This window comes from Lacipirellula limnantheis (assembly GCF_007746075.1).
GTDB classification, from domain to species: domain Bacteria; phylum Planctomycetota; class Planctomycetia; order Pirellulales; family Lacipirellulaceae; genus Lacipirellula; species Lacipirellula limnantheis.
In genome coordinates, this window is the sequence record NZ_CP036339.1 from 3590708 (window position 1) to 3606782 (window position 16075).

At 61.6% G+C, this 16075-nt stretch carries 13 protein-coding genes; 6 read left to right on the plus strand and 7 right to left on the minus strand.

Going from position 1 to position 16075, the window contains the following annotated elements:
• Positions 1 to 556: 556 nt before the first annotated feature.
• The 5 genes from I41_RS13785 to I41_RS13805 form a co-directional block, all read right to left on the minus strand.
• Complete coding sequence (locus I41_RS13785; protein ID WP_145433242.1) at positions 557 to 1237, minus strand: DUF2293 domain-containing protein; 681 nt, start codon at positions 1235 to 1237, stop codon at positions 557 to 559.
• On the minus strand, positions 1234 to 1491 hold the full coding sequence (locus I41_RS13790; protein WP_145433243.1) for a TfoX/Sxy family DNA transformation protein: 258 nt from the start codon (positions 1489 to 1491) through the stop codon (positions 1234 to 1236). The genes I41_RS13785 and I41_RS13790 overlap by 4 nt, the downstream gene beginning before the upstream one ends.
• Before the next feature lie 177 nt (positions 1492 to 1668).
• Positions 1669 to 2613 (minus strand): hypothetical protein, encoded by a 945-nt coding sequence (locus tag I41_RS13795; RefSeq protein ID WP_145433244.1) that lies wholly within the window; start codon positions 2611 to 2613, stop codon positions 1669 to 1671.
• Positions 2614 to 2703: 90 nt separating this feature from the next.
• On the minus strand, positions 2704 to 3729 hold the full coding sequence (locus I41_RS13800) for an ATP-grasp domain-containing protein (RefSeq protein ID WP_145433245.1): 1026 nt from the start codon (positions 3727 to 3729) through the stop codon (positions 2704 to 2706).
• Between the two features lie 22 nt (positions 3730 to 3751).
• Entirely contained in the window at positions 3752 to 4459 is a 708-nt protein-coding gene (locus I41_RS13805) for a class I SAM-dependent methyltransferase (RefSeq protein WP_210420948.1), read from the minus strand.
• 370 nt (positions 4460 to 4829) lie between these two features.
• On the opposite strand from I41_RS13805, the gene I41_RS27275 reads away from it, so the two are divergent.
• Positions 4830 to 5000: a hypothetical protein gene (locus I41_RS27275; RefSeq protein ID WP_168206902.1), complete on the plus strand. Its 171-nt coding sequence runs from the start codon at positions 4830 to 4832 to the stop codon at positions 4998 to 5000.
• A 718-nt stretch (positions 5001 to 5718) separates the two neighbouring features.
• Positions 5719 to 9039 carry a beta strand repeat-containing protein gene (locus I41_RS13810; RefSeq protein ID WP_145433246.1) on the plus strand — a complete coding sequence of 1107 codons (3321 nt, stop codon included), beginning with the start codon at positions 5719 to 5721 and terminating at the stop codon, positions 9037 to 9039.
• Here the strand turns inward: I41_RS13810 and I41_RS13815 are convergent.
• A complete protein-coding gene (locus I41_RS13815) occupies positions 8991 to 9746 on the minus strand; it encodes a choice-of-anchor F family protein (protein ID WP_145433247.1) in 756 nt (251 codons plus the stop codon). The genes I41_RS13810 and I41_RS13815 overlap by 49 nt on opposite strands.
• Positions 9747 to 10869: 1123 nt before the next feature.
• On the opposite strand from I41_RS13815, the gene I41_RS13820 reads away from it, so the two are divergent.
• From I41_RS13820 to I41_RS13835, 4 genes are all read left to right on the plus strand, one after another.
• Positions 10870 to 11766: a hypothetical protein gene (locus tag I41_RS13820; RefSeq protein ID WP_145433248.1), complete on the plus strand. Its 897-nt coding sequence runs from the start codon at positions 10870 to 10872 to the stop codon at positions 11764 to 11766.
• Positions 11763 to 13016 carry a hypothetical protein gene (locus tag I41_RS13825; RefSeq protein ID WP_145433249.1) on the plus strand — a complete coding sequence of 418 codons (1254 nt, stop codon included), beginning with the start codon at positions 11763 to 11765 and terminating at the stop codon, positions 13014 to 13016. Before I41_RS13820 ends, I41_RS13825 begins: the two co-directional genes overlap by 4 nt.
• The gene (locus tag I41_RS13830) at positions 12994 to 13800 is read left to right on the plus strand and encodes a hypothetical protein (protein WP_145433250.1); all 807 of its coding nucleotides are present in this window, start codon (positions 12994 to 12996) and stop codon (positions 13798 to 13800) included. Before I41_RS13825 ends, I41_RS13830 begins: the two co-directional genes overlap by 23 nt.
• Positions 13801 to 14521: 721 nt before the next feature.
• Positions 14522 to 15133: a CHRD domain-containing protein gene (locus tag I41_RS13835; protein WP_145433251.1), complete on the plus strand. Its 612-nt coding sequence runs from the start codon at positions 14522 to 14524 to the stop codon at positions 15131 to 15133.
• A 15-nt stretch (positions 15134 to 15148) separates the two neighbouring features.
• Here I41_RS13835 and I41_RS13840 read toward each other — a convergent pair whose 3' ends face one another.
• The gene (locus tag I41_RS13840) at positions 15149 to 15970 is read right to left on the minus strand and encodes a hypothetical protein (RefSeq protein ID WP_145433252.1); all 822 of its coding nucleotides are present in this window, start codon (positions 15968 to 15970) and stop codon (positions 15149 to 15151) included.
• Between the last annotated feature and the right edge of the window lie 105 nt (positions 15971 to 16075).

Consider the following 16075-nt stretch of genomic DNA (forward strand, 5'->3'; position numbering starts at 1 on the left):
TCCGACGAATTCAAGGAATATAGTTGACGTTAGCAGCATCAAGTCGTTCGCCGCGGACGGGGATGTAGGTATCCGATATATGACTATGGGCGATTACTTGGCCGCCACAGCCCGGTGCGTCCGAGCCACACGAATGCTTCTTGAGACTTAAGTGGTTCCGTTCCGCCATCAGATTCCGGCGGAAGTCATTGGCGGGAACTTTCGTTGACGAACGACGGGGGACACCTGCCACGGTAGTAGCATCACGGGTTGTCGACTGTGCAGCAATAGGTAAGCGAGTGAATTGGCAGGCTGCGGCAACAAAGCGTGCAGCGCGGAGCCGCTCTTTCCACGATCGCGATTTAGCCGCACATGGTTTCTCACTTCGGCAACTTATTACGGAAAAGCTGTGTCGGTGGAGGATGACGCTGGCACGCTGGCGTCATTGATCGAAGCTGTTGCGAACCGGAACGCTGTCTCACAGTCCGGTAGCACGCCGCTACGCAGCTCCTGCATCGCGGATTGCGTCAATGGCCTCGCTGCAAGGCGCCATTGAGGATGGTATAGGCGGCGATTTTTATTGAACTCCCGGGGCTTGAGTCAGTGCCTTCTTCAACGGACACCCTTCCTCGACCGGTTCACCTCGCCGATAACGGCCCAGCAACTCCGTCGATCGCTTGGCCAGCATCCTGCGAACTTCACGTCGCTTACCCTTCACCCTGGGAATCACGAGCGAGTCGTATCCTGTCGTCTGGTGGCGCATCCATGCGATGACGGCAGCTTCGGCCCGACGCTCTACCGGGATGCGTCGAGTCCTCGCCACTGTCCCGGACCCGACCGGCGTGGCGTGATCCGTCACGGCCCGAGCCATCCAGTCGGCAAGATCGGCGTGGCTCTCGTGAAAGTCGAGAAACGCCACGACTGCACCGTGAAAGTCATCGACGTACTCGGCCTGGGCCTTCTCTCTTCGCCGGGAATCGGCTGCCTTTCTCTTGGCGAAGCCCTCCGTGGATCGCTCGACTTCGAGTTCGGTACGAATACGTTCTACCGTCGTAGCCGCAGTCCAAAGCCCCCTTGAGAAAAGCTTCCGACCCTTCTTCTCCGCCACAGCGTAGTGATCGCCCGCCGCCTTTATGCGTCGAGTGAGGGCGGCGTCACCTGGAGGAACCAGAATCCATCCTTCCGGGACGGTCAGGACTTTGCCATCAGCGCTTTGGACGGTGTTTGGCGTGGGGCCAAGGGTGAAGGTGGTGGTCATTCTTCCGCTTCCTTGCGAAGTCGATTCTTGGTCGCCTCGGTCAGTTCCCGCCAATCCTTCCCTTTTAACCCCGCTGCCAGCGCCCACAGCAGGTTGAGACTGGCCGTTGGATGACGTTGCTTCACGAGCCGATACGCCACAACCGCGCCGCGCCGTTCAAGCTCGGCAATCGTTGTGATACCGGCGTCCCGAAGCCACTGGCCGCTCTTGGAGGCGAGGTTGAGCAGGCATTCGATCGGAGCGTCATCCGTCATCGCCAGGTAACCTTCGCGTCGGGTACATTTTCTAATACCGAGTCCCTAGGAACACTTTCCTAGCAACGCCATCTGATAAACGAAGCGTGACGTCACCGAACTCGCTAGGCAGTAGCAATGCAAGCCTGAATACTATCGCAATGGACCAGGCGCCGCCAAACGCCGCTGACATCGATGCTACGCGCCGCCATCCTCTTCACGGCCCACGAAGTACTCGATTAAGTACTGATGCATCGCCGGCTTCTCGCTGCTCCACTTCCAAACCCCATTTCCGTCGAGCGCCAAGTCAGCTTCCGGGTTGAAGCGGAACGCTGAGAAGTCAACGTACCGCTGGCGATATCTGCGCGCCGCCGGCTCGCCATGCCACAAATGCGCGATCGGCCCCGCCACGTGGCCCCAATCGCCCCCCACGGCGTGATGGAAGCCATGCGACCAGCGGCGAAAGTGCTCGCGCATTTCCGGATGAAACCGCATTGCCTCCGCCGCTTCCTGCCATTGATCATCAACGGCAAAGCAATGAACCCTCGTCCCGCCACCGATGATCCAGGCGTCGTAAAATCCGCGCTCTGCGAACACCTCGCGGCGGAACGCCCACGCCAACCCATAGGTGACCGGCGGGCTCTTGCGAGGATTGCCCCACGACGGATTGCAAAGCTCCGCGTTCGTCGCCCCATGCGCCCGCAACCAGGCATATCCCGGCGAGGAAGCGACCGATTGCTCGATCAACGCGAAGTCGCACAGATGCGATTTCGGCAAATAATAGACCTCCGAAAACGGTTGCAACAGCGGCGTCTGATCGAGCGCGTCGCTGACCGCTTCCCACACGTCCGTGCGCCCGAAGATGACGTCGCCATCCAAGCCGACGATCTTCGTCACGCGCGTCGGCACGGCGCCCAGCGCCAGATTGAGCAATCGCTCTTTCTGCCACATCACGCTGCTCGCGGGAAACTGCAGCAGCATGTCCGCGTCTGCAGAAGTTAGGTCAAAGCGCCCGTCGTAACCCAGCTCAACCGCCACCAGAGGAATCCGCAGCGACTGCCTGAATTGCAAAAAATTCTCCCGTCGGCAGCGCCAGTGCATCGGATTGAAGTAAGCCGTAATGCCCCAAATCTCATCGGCCATGCTTCTCTCCCAGAGACAATGCCAGGCGTCTCGGATCGACGACGCTTCCTCCGCTTATTGCGGCGCAATGCTCAAAAAAGACGCCGCTTGCTACGCGGCGCGATAAAATCGCTTCTTCCAAGCCCGCCACCGATCCTTCATCCTAAGCTTCTCCGCATACGTAAACGCCCGTTCCACGCCAGGCCAATCGAGCGACGAGGCTGCCTCCAGCGCTGCCGGCACCGGCAGGTCGGCCCGTAGCAGATACATCCGCAGGATCGCCGCCATCGTGCGGTGCATCGCCGGGTTTCGATAAGTCAGTCGCTGCGAAGCGAACTTGAACGTCGGAAACGGGTTTGCCTCCCACACGATCATACGCCCGTCCCGTGAATATCCGTAATCAAACGCGACCAAGTCGAGTTGCAGCGACTGGCTTGCTCGCTGCAACAATGCGTGATTGGGGTCGGGTTGAGAGAGATAATTTAGCTCCTCAAGCCGGGTCGCAGGGGTGATCACCCGATTCTCACCGCGCGTCACCCACTCCTGCGAGATCTGCAGGTGATGACTCACGCCGACGCCGCCGACGGCCACATATCGAAACTTCCGATGCAAGCCATCATCGGGATTGCGGACGTCCACGATCTCCACCGCCAGCGGACGCTCAAACGTCGACCACGGAACGCGACGCGCGTCGTCCGGCTCGTCAACGCGGAACACATTGCGCGAATGCCCCCAATCTTCGCGAATGAACAGCGGCAGTCGCAGGCCAAGTTGCGTCGCCTCGAACTCCTGGCGATCGACGATCGGCTCCATTCGCGGCGTGGCGACGCCCGCCGCGCTCATCAACCGCGCTCCCCGCGATTTCGTCGCGTTCAGCAGAAGATCAACTCGATTGATTATCGGAACCCCTCGGCGATCGCACTCCGCCGCCAGCTCCAACGCTTGCTCATGCGTTTCTGCCGACCACTGTTGAACCGGATCCTGCAACCAAGCGGCGTGCAGACAGTACGGCGACCAATCGTTGATGCGCACCGGCAGATCGCGCACCTCGAACAGCGACGCAAGCTCCGGAAAGTTCGTCGAGGTCCACTGCACAATCACGTCGAAAAAGTTGCGCTGATACTTCCGATGCCTCACGATCAAGAATCGCGGACGTCGACTAGCGCGGCTCGAATGTTTCGCGATCATAGGCGCTCCGTGACGGCGGCGACGGGGCAGGCGGGGCAATCTGACGCCGCACCATCGTCACCCCATTGCCAAAAGGGACGTCGAACGTCTGCCAATCGGGCGAACCTTTCAGCTCGTCGACAAAGTCCACGACGTTGTGGACGTACTCGCGCCCCGGGCCGTAGATCGGCGATGATCCTCGCCAAACGCTGTCGTGCAGCATGATGACCCCCTGCGGCGCCAGTTTGCCAGCAAAAGCATGAAAGTCGAAACGCGCTTGCTCGGCAGAGTGGTAGCCGTCAACAAACACGAGCCCAATCTGATCGAGTTCCCGGTACGCCTCCGAGGCGACGAACTCTTGCGTCGTGGCCGCATGATGCGTCACATTCGCACCTCCGAGGCTGGCGAAGTAGGCGCGCACCTTCTCTTCATCCTTCCAGAAGTCATCCACGAACGAAGGATCGATGAAGCAGACGCATCCCCCTTCGGAATTGTCAGCCAAGGCGCGGGCCAGAACGAGCGGCGCAAATCCGCGATAAGACCCAATGACGACGGCCACAGACGGCCGCAATATGCGACCCATCGCGTAGTACAACCAACCCAGCCCAAGATTCAAATCAACGCCGCGTTGGGCATGCCCCATCCGCAACAGATCGGGATGTTCAAACAGACTGGCAATCCACCCATTCAGATCATGCATAGCGGCGCGAATTCACGGCAGAAAAGCCATCGAGGCGGCGTCAATCGAATCGCAGAAGTATCCCGGTATTTCTCCAGCACGGTCAATATCATTTGGATGAGAGCTTTGGTTAGCGGATGCGTCTGTCATCCTGAGCGGAGCGAAGATTCTAGCCGATCAGTCGGGCTTCCAGACTCTTCGCCCCGCTGTGTGCCACTGGCCTTTGATCAGGCCGGTTGCGTCGCCGTCGCTGAGGACGCGATGGTCCTACCTGGCGCGCCTGCCGATGCTCGGTTTGACGCCAGGCGCGATTGACAGATGCCTGATACTTCCGATGCGGTGATTGACCCCTGCTGGCAAGCGGCAGCCAAGGCGTTCGCAGAAACTTACAATGCGATGGTCGCAGCGCGTGCGGACGCGTAGCTTCGGCGCCAGCGGATCCGCTGCGTTTGCCGCCGAGCAAGCAAACGCAGCGCTCGCGCCGCCGGCGATGGAGTCAGCGACGCCCCCAGAACGCAGCTCGAAGGTCATCAGCAGCCATGAAGATACCGCCGGCAAATGACGACTGGTTCTGGCCCGCAGGCGATGGCCTCTCGACGCGAGTCGTCGCTCCCTGCGCAACGCCTGAGCACTTACACCATAGCCACGCGTCGACTCCATCGCGTCAGTTCCGCGTAGGCCGCGTTTCAACGAATGCGCCCCCGAGTCCAGGGCACACGGCAGAAAGTTGCGTCGGTTTCAGCGGCATCGACCAGGACGAAGAATCCAAAGCCGACAAGTAGAATGTAGTCGACGAATCCATTGCAACTCTCTCCGTCGCTTCCCATTGATCGATCTAGAGACCACGGACTATTAGTTTAGCTCGGCGTCGCTCCCTCCGTCCCGTGCTCGCCTCGCCCAACTTGGTGATGATCTGCGCCTTCGCCGACGTCGGCAATTGGCCGTCACGCTCGTCGATAACAAATGCTAACAGAAGCGACGCAAGGAGGGACACGGGCAGCGCCTCGCGTCGGGTTGAAGTCGGAAATCGACCTTTTTGCGAAGCCTCGTGCGGGCTTCATTGGCAAATTGGCAGATCGCGCCCGACTCGCTGCCTCGCTCGGCCTGAAAGGCGTGCCCAAAGAGTCCGGCAGAAATCAGCGAAATGACCGTTCCCCCCCAAAGCGTCTCAGCCAAAACGCGACTAGAATACGCGGTATTCGATCCCCCTGAAGCCGCGTGAATCGCTTCGTCGGCTTATTCCGCTCGATCACTCGTTCGCTGCATCTTGAGGTTCTTCGATGGCATTGCCCGTCTTGATGGTGTTCGCTCGTCGCGCGTTCGGGCTCGGTCTCGTCTTCGCCTTGCTGTTTGCAATTACTTCGCCGGCGCTCGCCCAGGCGATCTGGACCGGCGCGGCCGATCCTTCGCCGCCCAACGGCGTTTATAACAATCCAGGAAATTGGAGCGGCACCTTCGGCCTCGTACCCGCGGGGGGGGACTTTGCGATTTTTAACGCCAATGCCACGTACACGACGACCTTCACCGGGAATCAGGGGCTCTTTCATGCAGCAGTCCGCGGTGGTCAGGTCTCTTGGCTAAGCGACTCGGCCACGGTTCGCCAATTCACTCTTAACATATTGAGCGCTGGCGGCCCCAATCAGACGCTCACGATCGGGTCATCAACGAAACCCCTGCTCGTGACGAGTTTCAATCCGATCGAAGCGGGGACCTTGATCACGATCGGCAGTGGGGCGATCGTCGTCGATGGCGCGAACTCGGCGCTCAATGGCCCGAGCATCCTCTTGGGAAGTTTCAATGGTTTCGACGGTACAGTGCGTTATCAAAACGGTGCGCAAGGTAACATCGGTGGCGCCATCGAACTGGGGAACGCCGCCAGCGACGGCAGTGACGGACTACTGGAGATACTCAGCGGTGCTGATCTCACGAGCGGCGCCATCAACCTCGCCACGACGACTTCCACCGCCACAGGCACATTCAACGTCAGCGGCGCCGGGTCGACGCTAGTGCAAAGCGGAGCTTCGACGCTCACGGTTGGTAGTACCATCGGCGGGGCGGGGACGGTCAACGTCAACACCGGCGGGACGTTCACCAGCGGCAGCGGACTCGTTACGGTGAATGCCACGGGGACGATCAATCGCACCGGTACAGGCGTGTTTAACGTCGCCGGGAATCTGCTGCTCGACGGCGGCAAGTTTCTCACCCCGGGCGGCAGCTTCAGTCGCGGGGCCGGTCAGTCTTTCACCGTGCAGAACGGCGGACTTTTCGACGCCACCCCGTCAACGGCGGCGTCCAATGCGGTCGGCGTCAATGCCGGCTCTTTGGCCACGGCTGGTACGGCCACGATCGCCAATGGTACGCTCCGCTTCGTCGGCGGACAGGGCGGGGCTGGGATTAGCGCTATTGCACGGAATAACCAAGGCGGGGCTGGCGGCATCGGGGGATCGCTGCAGCTCACCGGGGGGAGCTTGACGCTTACAGGAACCGCGCTGGCGACGTTCGATGGTGGACTAGGCGGCAACAACGGCGCATTCAGCGGCGGGGCTGCTGCGGGCAGCGGTGGTCAAGGTGGAACCCTGACCGCTGCGGGGGCCTCGGTCGAAGTCCACGCCGGCGCGAGCGTCTCGCTCAACGGTGGCGCTGGCGGTGTGAATCCCAGCAATAATGGTAGTGGCGGACACGGGGGTGGCAGCGGCCAATTCAACATTTCCGTCGGTACGGTAAGTGTCAACGGTGGAACCATCTCGCTCAGCGGCGGGGCGGGCGGGGCGGCTAGTGCCTTTGGCAATGGCGGCAACGGCGGCAACGGCGGCGCACTTTCTCAGTCGGGAGGGAGTTTTAACTTTAATTCCGGAACAATTGCGCTCCGGGGAGGAACTGGCGGCGCTGCCAGCTTCCTCGGCAATCTCGGCGCCAACGGCGCCGCCGGTTCCGTGAACGTCACCGGCGGTACGTTCAACTTCACCGCCGGGCAGATCACGGCCGACGCTTCGATCATTCCCCCCACCCCGGCTGCACTGGTGAAGGCGACGATGAACGTCTCTGGCGGGGCAGTGAACCTTCTTAATAACTTCACCAATCACCTGGGTACGCTCAACCTCACGAGCAGCGGCGTCATCAACGGCAATGGCGCGAATGGAGCACCTGCAGGTTCTGTTGGACCGGGAGGCACGGGAGCGCCAGGCCGGTCGATCACCACGTCGGGCAGTCTGGCCCTCTCTGGCACCGGTTCCCAGATCAATTTGCTCGGCGGCGCCGGTGGTAGTCATTCCGGTGATTTTTCGCGTGGCGGCATAGGTGGGGCGGGTGGGACCTTGAGCGTCACGGGTGGAACGACGACGCTTTCCGACTCTTCTGTCGTGAGCCTCGCCGGTGGTAGCGGTGGCTCTGGCATACCTTCACACGAGGCTGGCATAGGTGGGGCAGGTGGGACCTTGAACGTCACGGGTGGAACGACGACGCTCGCAAGCGCATCTGTCGTGAGCCTCGTCGGTGGTAACGGTGGGCTCGGCGGCAACGGCTTCGGCCCGAACGGAGGGGCGGGCGGCGCCACGCTGCTTTCTGGCGGAGTCCTCAACGTGTCCGGCGGAAAGATCCTCCTCGCTGGCGGCGCCGGGGGATCAGGTGGTCGTTTCTTCCCTGCCGGCGCGGCCGGCGCAGCGGGTTCATTCAACATGACGGGCGGTGAGTTCAACTTCACTGCCGGACAGGTGACGGGCAACACGGCGATTGTTCCGACGGCCCCCATCGCGCTCGTCGGCGCGACAATGAATGTCTCGGCCGGCGCGCTCAACACGGCTGCTGGCGAGTTCGGCATCACTAACGGCGCGACGCTGAATCTTTCGGGCGGCGTGATGAACGCGAGTACGGTGACGCTCAACAACAGCGCATTCAACTTCACCGGCGGCACGCTCCACGCCACTGCGTTCAACGGCGACTTGGTGAACAACGGCGGCACGCTTGCGCCGGGGACTTCGCCCGGCACGACCACCGTCAACGGCAACTACACGCAAAGCTCTGGTGCGCTCGAGATCGAACTCGGCGGCACATCTGCCGGACAGTTTGATCTGCTCAGTGTCACGGGCAACACCACACTCGGCGGCGCGATTGACGTGAATCTGTTCGGCGGCTTCACGCCGACGATCGGTCAGTCGTGGGAGATCATCGACGTCGCCGGCACTCTGAGCGGCGCCTTTGCAGGGCTCGCCGAAGGCTCGCCGTTTGCTAACTATGGCGGCACGCTGTTGACCATCAGCTACGCCGGCGGCGATGGCAACGACGTGTTCATCAACACAGTCGCGGGATTGGCTGGCGACTTCGATTTCGACGACGACGTCGACGGGGCCGACTTCCTTCTCTGGCAACGAGGCGCATCGCCCAATCCGTTAAGCGCCGGCGACCTGGCGACTTGGCAGGCGAACTTCGGGTCCCCATCGTCCACGCCGCGGACTAGCACCGTCCCTGAACCGCACGCATTCTTGCTGAGCGCCATTGCATGCCTTTCGCTTCGGCGTCGCCGCCGCGAGCTGAACTTCTCGCGATTACGTACGCCTCACCGTGAGCACGACGAAGTGGGCGTCGCCGCTTGTTCGCTTTGCTGACCGGTTCGGCTGCACGCCCGGATCGCCGTCCCAGCAATCGCGAGGCACACAATCGCCAGCGTCGTCGGCTCCGGAACGATTGACGGAATCTGACGCAGCGTAAAGTGACCAAAGCCCGGCGACAGCCTAGAGACGTCCGGGACGTCAATCCGGAACCGAATCCTCTCCGCGCCCGTCCCCTGAACGCCGACGGCGAATAGCATCCAATCTCCGTCTGTAAGGATCTCTGCAAATGCCGACGTCGCGAGCCCCCAGTTGAGATCGGGCACATCAAAATCAAGTCCGTCGCCGCCGGTAGATCCCACGAAGTCCGGGCCGACGCCGTAGCCCAAGATCATCAAATAACCGTTCCAGTTGGCGCCGGTGTTATTGTCAATCGACTCGAAAAACTGATACTCGGTGACGCCGCCGCTGGGGGTCACCGCAAACTCGATATCGATATAGCCGTTGAAGTCAAACCGCTTGATCGGGACCACGATATTGTCGTCAAACGCTTCGGGCGTCGGACCGTCGTCGTTATTGAGAGCCGTGGTGACGACGGCCGGAACAAAGACGGCGCCGAGTCCCGAGCCAGTCCCCGCATGCGGGCCAAACTGAGTGACGCCAGAGATGACGCCGGCGGAGGCTGCAACTGCCAGAGCAGCAATAATGCAGGCGGTCAGTGAACAAGCCCAGGCGCGAGGACGCGCCGCCAACGAAGAAGCCATGAGCAGCTTCCTGATGATGAAAAGATTAGCGTAGTGTAGTCGTCCTCTGACCGGAAAGCTTTACTAATGCGATTAGGTTGCCCTTGGTGCTGAGTGCGTCGGTCTCGAGCCTGCTCTGTTGGTCACTCCCACGACGTGGCGCTTCGTGGGATCGACGCACAACCGATCGGCGTTTTTGACATCTTCAGCACCAGAGTCGTCGAGGTTAGCGATCCGATCAGTCGCGGTAGCAGCGCTCCCTTCACGCCGACTTCGCCGCCTGCACGACGAGCGGGGAGTGGGCTATCGGAAGTATCCGATTCATCCGTAGGGATGCGCGGCCTCTGAAAGCGGTCCGCGAAGATGCTCGATCTCCCTAGCATCTAGCGCTGGAAAGACCAGCAGCGCGCTGTAGTCGCTCGCGCCGCACAGGCGCGGAACACTTCCGCCGGCAGCCAGGCCGTTTATGCTACGTTCGACAACGGCAAGGCATCTTTGGCGGAGTTCGAAGGAGCATTTACTTCCCCCTCTAGTGCGCCACCCTAATATTCGGACTTCTGGCCGCGTTAACTTACCACGTCTCCGGCCGATTCACGGTCCGGTCGGCGATCATCGCCACAACGGTCATAGCAGTGCTGCCGGGGATGGCCGGCGGGCAGAAGTCGACGCCGACGCGATGTTGCTAGAAACCTAGAAATACTGTCCCAAGCTTCAGCAGCATTGCGGCGAACCGTATTTTCAGTGGATGTGCTCCGTCCGCTGAATTCCAGCGGCCTGGAGCAGAAGAAGCAGAGCCGCACCGACGCCCGGCACGCATTCTTGACATCCGCCACCACGCTGCTAGACTTAAGCCCAGCGAGTCGCCCCAGGCGGCCCGTCGTGCGACATGCCTCGCTAACGCGACGTCGCAGGTTGTCATTGCCGGTATCGGCATGTCTTAAAGGGCGCCTTCCCAGGCGCCGCAGAACAGGCGTTCTGTCGTTGAGCTCGAACCGCCTCGCTTGCTACTCGCAAGCTTGAGGCTTGGACGCAGCGGACCAGTTGGTTCGCCGCTGACCTCCGTCTTCTCAAACGCCTGATTCCTGAAGGGCCGCATGGTGCGGCGTCGTCAGCGTTTGAATCACCCTTGCCACAGGGGATTTGAATGTCCGAGAAACGTCCCTCCTATTGGGACATGCCGGCCGAATTGCGGCCGCCCAACTGGCGCCGTCTCCAAGCGGAAATCTACGCCGAGGAAGAACGCGTCGCCCTGCCGGCCTTCAGGGACGATGCGCTCGCCGCCTACACGGCGCATCTGCAAGCCCTCCGCCGGCCGCAGCCAACGGAACTTCAACGCCTAGTTGCTGATTGGCCGTCATTGGTCGCCGCCAGGGAATGGCCTGATGACTGCGAACTGGCGTCAATGTTGGAGGCCTTCGTACTGGCGCGACATTCCAATGGCCGAATTAGCCAGCGGCTCTGCCTGCCGCTCGAGTCGGTGATCTACTATATCGCCGTTAATTTTGACGTGCGGCCGTTACGTAACTACCCGGCCTACGTCCGTCGCTTCGGCATTGAAATTGAACGCGAGCGCGGGAATCCGGAGACTGCGGCCGAGCGGGAGGCCGTGAAATACTTGGCCTATTGCTCCGGACCTTACGTGCTGGACGGCCTGTTCGACACGGCCACTCGGAAGGATGAAAAGCCGTGGATCGGTGTGCGCGACGCGGTACGGCAGCTACTGGGAAAGCAACGGATGCGGCGGCTGGCGCAGCTCCTCGATAAGTCGCTGCCGGGCGACCAGCTTCTTCAAATCGACGAGGAGGAAGCCTGGATCGACGCGGTCGCGAAGTTCATTCCAGCGGCCGACGCGGCAAACATCGCCAACTACTACCTGTATCGACAGCATTGGAATGATCGTCACGGACTCCCGGTACCCTACGATCACAATGGCTTCGATGAGCTGACAGAGAGCGACCTTGATGCAACGTCGGCGGTCCCCAGCCCCGGCCCGTCGCCAGGCGTCTCGCCGTCGGCCGGCCCCAGCGGAGAACGCCCATGAGTCGCAAAAACAACGAAGCGACGCCTACTGCGATTTCTATTGCAGAAAGAATCGTCGCCGCGCTGACTGTACCCGACGCCTCGAGCGACGTCGGGACCAACGACCCGGGACTTCGGCTCATCCCTTCGGACATTAAAAAACTGGAAGGCCAACTGTTGAAGTCGTGCAGCCTGGAATCACTGCAAAAGTCGACGTACTTCGAGGCCGACGCCGCGGGCGGGATGCGTCTCCTCTCTGGGCTGACGACCCCCGGAAAAAGTGTGCTAGTCGTGCGGACCGGCCCCTCACGCCCGCCGGTCATCATCGTGGAAGACTTCCCGGGCCCCCCGATGTACCTCGCGAACTTTTGTCTATACGACCAGGAGACGCGTCGTCGCCGCGAAGCGTCGGGCGGCGCGTTGATCGCCGTCGAGCATCTGGCCGAAGCGATCGCTTGGCGTCAACTCGGCCTCGGTGCGGTGATCATCCCGGCCGTCGTCAGTCCGGAACGGTTTTGGGGCAGCGTCGACAAGGCGCTCCCGGCCGACTCGCGTGCCGTCAAGAAAATGGAAGATGCCTGGGACGGGATCTTGGCGTTCCAAAAAACTGAGAGCGAAATCAGCCGCGATGAAAAGAAGAAAGCAGCGAAGCCCAAGTCTGGGCTGGGCACGATTCTGCTCGCTCCGACGTTTGATCCGATGACGTGGGAGCCGGCGACAGAGCGGGCTCAGCGGATGGCTCGCAGTCTCCGATCTCTCGTCGGCACTACCGTGAAGCGATCGGTGTCCATTGCCGTGTGGGCGCCGGACAACCTTGCTGTCTGGGAAAAGAAATCGCCGTCCTTAACGATGCTCCAGTCCAGCTTACGCAAAGACTTGCGCACCGTGGAATGGCTGTTGGGCGAATCAGGGCCGCCGCCGGCCCAGCACCCGCTCGACCTCGTCAAGCTGCGCCGCCGTTTGGAGAACTGCACCGAGCGCACGCCCGAGCACGAACGACGCGCGGCAGCGGCGGCCTACCGCGAGCAATTTCAGCAATCGTTCGCCTGGGAGCCGCCCGCTGGACAATCTGCAAGCGTGCTGGATGCCTTAACGCCAACGCTGCTGCGGCAGCTGGCTGCGGCCGACGCGGAACTGGCGCTGTCAACCAACGCCAATGACCCGCGTCGGCGAGAGGCAGCCGTCGGCGAGCTTAACAAGATCGGCAACTTGCTGCTGAGAGTGGAAGGTCAGCGGAAAGGAGGGGGCTATGGAACGCGCCGCGGGCGGTAGCACGAACGACGAGGCGGGGCGAGGACGTCGCTGGCTCGCCGAGCGACTGACGCCCGCCCAGTTGAAGGCGCTCGCGTCGCAAGGGTTCGTGGCGTTTCATCGCCTCCCCTCGGGCGCACGGTGCGCCAAACTCCGCTATCGCGACGCGGCGAGACGACAGCGGGTGCTGTACGTCGGAACCAATGAAGAACTTGCTGCCGGCGTCGTCGCCGCCCTGGCCGAATGTCAATCGTCGCTCCGCCGTCGCCGTCAGGTGCGCGCGCTTGCGCAGCGCGGCGCCAGCGCGATGCGAACCAGCGTACGACGACTCGAACAGCCGCTCCAGCAAATCGGCTGGCGCTTCCATGGTCGACAGCCCCGCCGACGCCGCCGGCCGGCGCGGTCCGCGGTTCGCCCAGCGCCGTCATCATCACTATTACCCGCCGAGGAGAACAATCCGTTGAGTGAACAATCCATTAACGCCGCCGCGCCCGCTAGTGCGGCGGAGCCAGCACGTGCGAGTCATGATGACGCGCTACGGCGCTGGGCGCTTGCCCTGCCGCAACCCATCGACGCTTCGATCGGCTGGCATGCCGCAACGCTCTTGGAGATTTCGAGTTTGATGGCCGAGCCGATCAAGGCCGAGATTTTGCAGGCCGAGAATCGCCTGGAGACCATTGCCGATCTCGCAACGCATACCGAAGTGATGCTCAAAACGATTCGGCAGGGAGAACGATTGCTGAAGATGCTGCCGCGAACCTCAAGAGACCAGGAGGCGGCAGCGAAGCTAGCGGCGATCCACTGAGTGACAGAAAAACGCTGGCAGCGAGGCATGCGCCGCCGCCGTTTCGATCGTTGATGGCTCGGACGCCGCTAACGCGGCGTCCGAGCGGTTCGCGCGTGCGTTCGTTGGCCTGCCCGCCGCAGCGCCCGGAGGACCGGCCACGTGAGCCTCGTGCCGGAGCGGAGCAGAGCGGTCAACGGCGACCGATCGGGGAAACGGGCGGGGCGTCGAAAGCGAAGTTTTGGGCAGTTGATACCTACGCCGGACCGGAAGCGGGCCGGGGCAACGATAGATTCCATTAACGCTGGGTCAAGCGGCGGCGCGACCGCTCATCCCGCGGGTGAACGTCGCACCGATTCGACGGCTCTTTGACAATTTGCCTTTAATCGCGGCGCCCCGCCGTTCGCGGCGGCGGGGCGCCGGCATGGAGAGCGGCCCGACGGCTCGTCACCGCTGAATCTCAATCGCAAATCAGAGAGACCGCTGGCGCTAGTCAGCGTTATCCGTTGTGCAGGCTGCATCGTCTTCCTGACTGGACGCCGGGTCAAGCATTGACCATTCCAAATCGGGAGCCGCGTGCAATTGCGCTCAATTCCGATTTCGCCTAGGATAGACCGTGAACGTACGCCAGCCACGAGGCGAGAAACATTCATGTTAGCTCCTGAGCCATGCAAGAATCTCCGGCGATCGCGACATAGGTCCCAAGGTCACCGATTCCCATCCGCCTCAGGAGATCTTGCTCATGAAGAAAATCTCAATGTTGGGTTGCGCAGCGCTCGTGTGCGTTTCATTGCACTCGGTGCCATCCGCCTGGGCCCACACGTCGATTTACACGACCATTTTGAATGGCCCCAACGAATTTCCGGCCAATCCTTCGCTCGGAGTCGGCACCGCAAAACTCACCGTTGACTACGACTTGCTGACGATGCGGGTGGAGGCGTCATTCAGCGGGCTGACAGGTAACACCAGCGCCTCCCACATTCATGGCCCCATCCCCGAACCGCCGGCAAATCCTTTGGCAGGGGTCGCGACGCCGACGCCGACGTTCCCGGGGTTTCCGCTCGGCGTGAAGGCTGGCAGCTACGACCAGACGTTCGATATGACCTCGGCCAGTAGTTACAATCCCGCGTTCGTCACGGCCAATGGCGGGACGATCGGCTCGGCAATGAACGTCTTCTTCGCCGGGCTGGACGCGGGCAAGATGTATCTCAACATCCACACGACGAACACGCCAGGCGGGGAAATTCGGGGCTTCTTCGCGCTCGTTCCTGAGCCCTCAACGTTGTCGCTCGCGGTAATGGGACTGCTGGCCCCGTTAGCGCGACGCTATCGACGTGCCGCTGCGATCAACTAACGCAGCTATTCCCACTTAAGCGCTGATGACTCTCGTTGCCGCGTGCAAGCGGCGACGCATGGCGGCAGCCGCTAGGACGATCCAGCGGAGCATGCTCTCGAAGGCCGGCTCCGGGGTCGGACTGGCGGCTGCGCCCGTTCCAAACTGACGTTGCCAAACTAGAAAGTCATGGCCGTCGCTCCTGCCGTCGCCGTTAGCGTCGGAGCCGCCGTCAACGCCGAAGTCGCCTGCCCACTGCTGCAGATCGGCGCCGTCAATGATCTGATCGTGGTTGAAATCGCCCGCGATGGCGCTTGCCCCAAGACTAAACGTCAAGTGATAACTGACAACGTTGTCCGTGTCTTGCACCAATAGCGTATAGTCGCCGGCGGCAAGCGGTCGCTCGAAACCGGGCGTGAAGGGGGCCACGCTCATGTCAACAAGTAGGTCGGCGCCAACGCCCGAACTGCCGGTGGCGGCGATATGATTCCACCCCATCAACTTGGCAGGATCAACGTCGAAATCGAGCCCGGCCGGCCAGGTAATGCCAGCGCCGAGACCGACGAACGAAGCGGCATTGAAGGGATTAACGTAGCTAGTCAGCGTCAGCGCCTGCAAGAACCGTCCGCTTGGGATGGAAAACTGAATAAGGTCGAAATCGCCGGCGCCTGCGCTGCCGATCACCTTGTTATCGCCCAGATCGAGTTGAATCGTCGTCGGGGTGGCAGGCGTTCCCGACAGGTCGGACAACACGCTTTCATCGTAGTTGGCGCCGACCGCCCAATTGCCGGCGAGCAGCCACGTTAACGTCAAAAGGATGAGCGAACCGAGTCGCCGGCTTGCGTAAGAGTTAGGCATGTCGTTCGCCCCCGAGGTCGCCAAAGTTGCCGTGCCGCGCAATTCACATGTCGTCGGCGCAACGCGATATTGCAAATGCTGCTAGTTTGCGGCGTGTAGGCGCGA